This is a genomic window from Microbacterium xerophyticum (assembly GCF_053543555.1).
The window spans coordinates 92,947-99,745 of record NZ_JBLVOB010000009.1; the positions used below are offsets into that span (position 1 = coordinate 92,947).

Here is a 6,799-nt window from a genome sequence, read left to right on the forward strand (position 1 = left end):
CCGCCCTCTTCGCGTGTCGCGCGATCGTCTGATCAGGCGTCGTCCTCCTGCGGGACGAGATCGGCGTAGTACGGGAGAGCGCCGTCGAGCACGGGAACGTCAGCGGTGGAACCGGTGGCATCGCCCGACTGGAAGTACATCCTGACCGTGGCGCCCGGCATCGTGTCGAGGTCGTCGATGCGCAGCGGCTCGGCATTGGCGCCGAGGCTCACGGTGTCTCCCGCGCCCACGCGGAGGGTGAGGGGATCGAGCCCCTCGATCTCGACGGTGAGGGTCGCAGCCTTGTCGGTCGAATTCACGATCGCGGCGACGAGGTTGCCGGTCGAGCCGTCCTCCGTCGCGATGATCATGGCGTTGCGGATCTCGAGAGGTCCGTCGGAGTCGGCGATGTTCACCCCGTCGGAGGCCGAGTACTGGATCTCAGTCGACTGCGGGGTGATGAACGTGCAACCCGTTGCGCCGAGCAGAACGAGGGCGCTGAGGGCGGCAGACGCTACAAGGCGCGATTTCACGGGTCCTCCTGGGAGATTTTGGGATATCCGAGACCATTCTACGGGTATGGGAGGACCCTCCATCGGACAGTGCGGGGCAAACCTTAGTGCATGTCGCCTGTGGTATTCTGGAGGTTGCCGAAAGGACACGATTTTATGCTTTTTGAAGTTGGCGAGACGGTCGTCTATCCGCACCATGGGGCCGCGACGATCATCGAGGTCAAGGATCGCGTCATCAAGGGCGAGACGAAGAAGTACCTGAAGCTGAACGTCACGCAGGGCGATCTCATCATCGAGGTTCCCGCTGAGAACGTCGACCTCGTCGGCGTTCGCGACGTCATCGGTCAGGAGGGCCTCGACCACGTGTTCGAGGTGCTGCGCGCTCCGTTCACGGAAGAGCCCACGAACTGGTCCCGTCGATACAAGGCGAACCTCGAGAAGCTCGCCTCCGGCGACGTGATCAAGGTCAGCGAGGTCGTGCGCGACCTGTGGCGTCGCGATCAGGACCGCGGTCTGTCGGCGGGGGAGAAGCGCATGCTCGCGAAGGCGCGCCAGATCCTCATCTCCGAGCTCGCGCTCGCTGAGAAGTGCGACGAGGACAAGGCCGGAGCACTGCTCGACGAGGTCCTCGCTTCCTGATGGCTCGGGCCCTCGGGCCTCGCTAGTGTGAGCGTGTGACTCTCATTCCTGTACCCACCACGGCGGTCATCGTCGTGGCGGGCGGTTCCGGCACACGACTGGGCGCCGCGGCACCCAAGGCGCTGGTCGGCATCGACGAGCACTCGGTGCTCCGCCATGCGCTCGACGGCGTGTTCGCCGCAGAGGTGGTCGCGCAGGTCGTCGTCGTCGCGCCTGCGGGACACGAGGGGGATGCGGAGACCGAGCTGCGCGCTGCCGCAGGGGACCGGCATGACCTCGGTCGTGTCGTGACCGGCGGTGAGACCAGGCAGCGGTCCGTCGCCGCAGGGCTGGCGGCGCTGTGGGGCGACATCGCCACGGTGCTCGTGCACGACGCCGCGCGCGCCCTGACACCGCCGTCGCAGATCGACGCGGTCGCGAGGGCTGTGACGGTCGAGTCCGGAGTGATCCCTGCGCTGCCTGTCATCGACACCCTCAAAAGAGTGGATGCCGTCGACGTGCTCGCCGCCGTCGATCGCTCGGAGCTCGCCGCGGCCCAGACTCCGCAGGGCTTTCCCCGTGCGCTCCTCGAACGGGCCTACACCGCCGCGGAGGAATCCGGCGTCGAGTACACCGATGACGCCGCGCTCTTCGCTGCCGCAGGGCATCCGGTACGTCACATCACCGGTTCGGAACGCGCGTTCAAGATCACGACACCGGCGGATCTCGCACGAGCACGGCAGATACTCGACGCGGCCGCACCCGCCGGTCCTGTGATCCCTCGCATCGGCGTCGGAACGGACGTGCACGCATTCGGCGGCGAGGGCGAGCTGTGGCTCGCAGGAATCGCATGGCCGGGTGAGCCGCCCCTGTCCGGCCATTCCGACGGCGATGCGGTCGCGCACGCCATGGTCGATGCGCTGCTCGCGGCGGCTGGGCTCGGCGACATCGGCGAGCACTTCGGGACCGCGCACCCCGAATACGCGGGCGCGCATGCCGATGTGTTCCTCTCCCGCACGGCCGAGCTCCTGGCGGCGGCGGGCTTCGCGATCGGCAACGTCTCGGTGCAGTTCCAGGCGGCGCGGCCGCGGTTCAGCGCTCGTCGAGCGGAGGCGGAACGCGCACTGTCCGCAGCTCTCGGCGGTGCATCCGTCACGGTCACCGCGACGACCACCGACGGCCTCGGATTCCCCGGTCGAGGAGAGGGCATCGCCGTCACAGCGGTGGCGCTCATATACCCCGGGTAGTCTGGTGCAGTGACTCTCCGCCTATACGACACCCGTGCACAGCAGCTGCGCGACTTCGTGCCGCTCGACCCGCGGAATGTCACGATGTACGTGTGCGGGCCGACGGTGCAGTCCGGACCCCATATCGGCCACGTCCGTGCGGCGCTGAGCTTCGACATCCTGCGCCGCTGGCTGACGCACCGCTTCGGCCGTGTGACGTTCGTGCGCAACGTCACGGACATCGATGACAAGGTGCTCCTGAACGCGACGGATGCCGAACCGTGGTGGGCACTGGCCTATCGCATGGAGCAGCAGTTCACCGCCGCGTATGCCGGCGTCGGAATCCTCGCCCCGACGTACGAGCCTCGCGCGACGGCATCCATTCCGCAGATGCAGGAGCTCATCCAGACCCTGATCGAGCGCGGCCACGCGTATCCGGCGCCCGACGGCTCCGGCGACGTGTACTTCGACGTGCGATCCTGGGCGGAGTACGGCGCGCTCACTCACCAGTCCGTCGATGCGATGGAGGCCGCTGAGGACGCCGATCCCCGAGGCAAGCGCAACCCGCAGGACTTCGCCCTCTGGAAGGGCGCGAAGCCCGATGAGCCGATCGACGCGATCTGGGCGTCGCCATGGGGTGCGGGCCGTCCCGGCTGGCACATCGAATGCTCCGCCATGGCCAAGCGCTACCTCGGTTCCGAGTTCGACATCCACGGCGGCGGACTCGACCTGCGCTTCCCCCACCACGAGAACGAGCTCGCGCAGTCGACCGCCGCAGGCGAGGGATTCGCGAAGTACTGGGTGCACAACGGGCTGGTGACCGTCGACGGGCAGAAGATGTCCAAGTCGCTCGGCAACTTCACGCTCGCCGCTGACGTGCTGGCCGGGCACGACCCGCTCGTGGTCCGCTACGCGCTGGCCGCCGCGCACTACCGGTCGAGCCTCGATCTCACCGAGTCGTCGTGGACCGAGGCGGAGGCTGCGCTCGGTCGCATCACGACGTTCCTGGCCAGGGCGGAGCGGGCCGCCGTCGTCGGGGATGAGCACCGTGACGACATCGAACTGCCTGCGGAGTTCGAGCGCGCGATGGACGACGATCTCGGCGTTCCGCAGGCTCTCGCGGCAGTGCACGAGTCGGTGCGTCGGGGGAACGCGGCCTTGGACGGCGGCGACGCGGCCGACGCCGAGCGCGCACGTCGCGAGGTCGCGGCGATGACGAGCGTCCTGGGCATCGATCCGCACGATCCCGAATGGACGACGAACGGCGGAGCCGAAGCATCCGCCCTCGATGCGCTCGTGCAGACGATGATCACGCAACGGGCCCAGGCACGGGCCGACAAGGACTGGGCGGCAGCCGACCGCATCCGCGACGCGATCGCGGCGGCCGGCATCGCTCTCGAAGACACACCAGACGGAACTCATTGGAGTATTGATGGCTAAGCCACAGCGCCCCGGCGCAAGCAACAGCAAGAAGAAGGGCCCGACCAAGGGCACCGGCGGACTCGGGCGAAAGTCTCTCGAAGGTCGCGGACCGACGCCCAAGGCAGAGGACCGCGCCTGGCACCCGGCCGGTAAGCGCAAGGCTGCCGCGGAGCGCTACGCCGCCTCCGGCGGCAAGGGCAAGCCCGGCGGGCGTCCGAGCGGCGGCAACCCCAACAGGGCTCCGAAGTCGAAGGCGGGCGACGAGACCGAGAACGTCACCGGCCGCAACTCGGTGCTGGAGGCGCTGCGGGCCAAGATCCCCGCCACCGCGTTCTACATCGCGCAGCGCGTCGAGATGGACGATCGCGTCAAGGAGATGCTCTCGATCGCCACGCACCGCGGCATCCCCGTGATGGAGGTCACGCGCCAGGAGCTCGACCGCATGGCCGGCTTCGACGGCGTGCACCAGGGCGTCGCGCTCAAGGTTCCCCCGTACGAGTACGCGCACCCGCAGGATCTGCTGGAGCAGGTGATCGATCGCGGTGAGCTGCCTCTGTTCGTCGCCCTCGACGGCATCACCGATCCGCGCAACCTCGGCGCGATCATCCGCTCGACCGCCGCGTTCGGCGGGCACGGCATCATCCTGCCCCAGCGCCGCTCGGCGGGTGTGAACTCCGCGGCCTGGAAGACGAGCGCCGGTGCTGCCGCGCGCATTCCGGTGGCCATGGCGACGAACCTCACCACGCAGCTCAAGGAGTTCAAGAAGCAGGGCGTGTTCGTGATCGGCCTCGACGGAGGCGGAGATGTGTCGCTGCCGGCGCTGGAGCTCGCCGATCGCCCTGTGGTCATCGTCGTCGGATCCGAGGGCAAGGGTCTCTCGCGCCTGGTGACCGAGAACTGCGACCAGATCGTCTCGATCCCGATCTCCGCGGCCACCGAGTCGCTGAACGCCGGCATCGCGGCATCCGTCGCGCTGTACCAGGTCGCGACCGTGCGCGCACAGCTCGCCGGGAAGTAGTCAGGAGAGGTCATGGCTCGCATCGCCGTCATCGGAGGAACCGGCTACGCCGGCTCGAACATCGTCGCGGAGGCCGTGTCACGCGGACACTCCGTGGTCTCGGTCGCGCGTTCCGTGCCGACCGAACGCGTCGAGGGCGCGGTGTACATCGAGGGGAACATCCTCGATGTGCCAGGCCTGCTGACCCAGATAGAAGAGGTCGACGTCGTGATCCAGGCGCTGTCGCCGCGTGGTGACATGGTCGGCAAGGTGCGTCCGGCGACCGCTGAGCTGTTCGCGGCGCTGCCCGATGGCGTGCGCCTCGGCGTCGTCGGGGGAGCGGGCGGCAGCCTGGTCGCACCTGACGGTCCTCGGCTCGTGGATGCGGGCTTCCCCGAAGAGTTCAAGGCCGAAGCCATGGAGGCGATCGGTGTGCTGGAGGACCTCCAGAACACCCCGGAGGACAAGGACTGGTTCTTCGTGCACCCGGCTGGCGGCTTCGGCAACTGGGCACCGGGTGAGCGCACCGGGACGTACCGCGACGGCGGGCCGGTCCTGGTGACGGATGCCGCGGGCGAGTCGTACATCTCAGGACGTGATCTCGGTGTCGCGTTCGTCGACGAGATCGAGAACCCGAAGCATCACCGCGAGAACTTCGCCGTCGGCTACTGAGCCGCCGGTCCCTGAGCTGTCTGACCCTGACCGCTAGACGAGATCGCGCCAGTCGACCTCGCCGGTGTCGTCGGTGACCGCCACGGCGCCGGTCATCACCGGAAGCGACATCGTCTCGGTCGGCGGGCCCATGATCGTGGCCTCGTCGCGCCGGTGCCGCAGCACGTCGTTGATGTACGAGGTCAGCACCTCGGCCAGCGGGATGGATCTGCCGTTCGCCTGCGAGAGGTACCAGCGGTGCTCCAGCACCTGGTGGAACACCTCCGCGGGCTCGAGCTTGGCGCGCAGGTCGTAGGGGATCGCGCGCACCACCGGTTCGAAGACCCTGGTGAGCCATTCGTGCGCGTACATCTCCTCGTCCGCCCATTCCTTCTTGGAGCGCGCGCGGAACTCGTCGAGGTCGTTCAGCAGCCGCCTGGCCTGGTTCTCCTCGACGTCGAGACCGGTGAGCCGGATGAGCCGGCGCTGGTGGTGGCCCGCGTCCACGACCTTCGGCTGTATCTCGACGACCGTCCCGTCGCCGGTCGTCGTCATCGACATCTCGTCGATGTCGAAGCCGAGAGCGTTCAACCGCTCGACGCGTTCCGTGATGCGCCACGTCTCGTTCGCCGAGAACGACTCCTCGGCGGTGAGCGCCGCCCACAGCGAGTGATACGACGAGACGATGCCGTCGGCGATGGCGATGGCGTCCACGCCGTGCTCGAGACGCCCACCGGCGGCGAGGTCCATGATCTCGCCGGCGATGTTCGTGCGTGCGAGATCCAGGTCGTAGAGACGCTGCCCCTGCGTGAGACCCTCTTCATGCAGTTCGCCGGTCTCGGCATCGACCAGATATGCGGCGAAGGCGCCCGCATCCCGGCGGAACAGCGTGTTCGACAGCGAGACGTCGCCCCAGTAGAACCCGATGTTGTGAAGACGGACGAGCAGCACCGCGAGAGCGTCGACCAGGCGGGTGGCCGTGTCTGGACGCAGCACGCGGGTGAAGAGCGCGCGATATGGCATCGAGAACCGCAGATGCGATGTCACGAGCACTGCGGGCAGCGGGGTGCCTGCGTCGTCCGATCTTCCGGCGATCACCGCGACCCGATCGACGCATGGCACGTCGAGACGCGCGAGCCCTCCGAGCATGTCGTACTCGCGCTGGGCCATCTCTGCCGTGGTCTCTTTGACGGCGACGACGCGGCCGGACAGATCGGCGAAGCGCACGAGATGTCTGGAGAGTCCCTTGGGCAACGAGACGATGCGTTCGGACGGCCATTTCGCGAGCGGCGTCGACCATGGCAGTGACAGCAGGTCGGGGGTGACCTTGCTGGCGGTGATGCGCAGTGCGTCCTGCATGTGGCTCCTGGGAAACGACACGGGGCGGGGGCCCC

The 6,799-nt window shown here is 68.0% G+C and carries 7 protein-coding genes; 5 read left to right on the forward strand and 2 right to left on the reverse strand.

Annotated features, from left to right (window positions below; translation table 11 throughout):
* Positions 1-32: 32 nt before the first annotated feature.
* Complete coding sequence (locus tag ACNPNP_RS18305) at positions 33-512, reverse strand: DNA modification methylase (protein ID WP_448967476.1); 480 nt, start codon at positions 510-512, stop codon at positions 33-35.
* A gap of 135 nt (positions 513-647) precedes the next feature.
* On the opposite strand from ACNPNP_RS18305, the gene ACNPNP_RS18310 reads away from it, so the two are divergent.
* Genes ACNPNP_RS18310 through ACNPNP_RS18330 form a run of 5 tightly spaced genes read left to right on the forward strand, consistent with a single transcriptional unit; the run spans position 648 to position 5,426 of the window.
* Entirely contained in the window at positions 648-1,130 is a 483-nt protein-coding gene (locus ACNPNP_RS18310; protein WP_033106646.1) for a CarD family transcriptional regulator, read from the forward strand.
* Positions 1,131-1,165: 35 nt separating this feature from the next.
* The gene (ispD, locus tag ACNPNP_RS18315; RefSeq protein ID WP_448967477.1) at positions 1,166-2,356 is read left to right on the forward strand and encodes a 2-C-methyl-D-erythritol 4-phosphate cytidylyltransferase; all 1,191 of its coding nucleotides are present in this window, start codon (positions 1,166-1,168) and stop codon (positions 2,354-2,356) included.
* A gap of 9 nt (positions 2,357-2,365) precedes the next feature.
* Positions 2,366-3,775: a cysteine--tRNA ligase gene (gene cysS, locus ACNPNP_RS18320; protein WP_448967478.1), complete on the forward strand. Its 1,410-nt coding sequence runs from the start codon at positions 2,366-2,368 to the stop codon at positions 3,773-3,775.
* Positions 3,768-4,775 (forward strand): 23S rRNA (guanosine(2251)-2'-O)-methyltransferase RlmB, encoded by a 1,008-nt coding sequence (gene rlmB / locus ACNPNP_RS18325; RefSeq protein ID WP_448967479.1) that lies wholly within the window; start codon positions 3,768-3,770, stop codon positions 4,773-4,775. The genes cysS and rlmB overlap by 8 nt, the downstream gene beginning before the upstream one ends.
* Positions 4,776-4,787: 12 nt before the next feature.
* The gene (locus ACNPNP_RS18330) at positions 4,788-5,426 is read left to right on the forward strand and encodes an NAD(P)-dependent oxidoreductase (protein WP_448967480.1); all 639 of its coding nucleotides are present in this window, start codon (positions 4,788-4,790) and stop codon (positions 5,424-5,426) included.
* 33 nt (positions 5,427-5,459) lie between these two features.
* On the opposite strand, the gene ACNPNP_RS18335 is transcribed toward ACNPNP_RS18330, so the two are convergent.
* Entirely contained in the window at positions 5,460-6,764 is a 1,305-nt protein-coding gene (locus tag ACNPNP_RS18335; RefSeq protein ID WP_448967792.1) for a DUF4032 domain-containing protein, read from the reverse strand.
* Between the last annotated feature and the right edge of the window lie 35 nt (positions 6,765-6,799).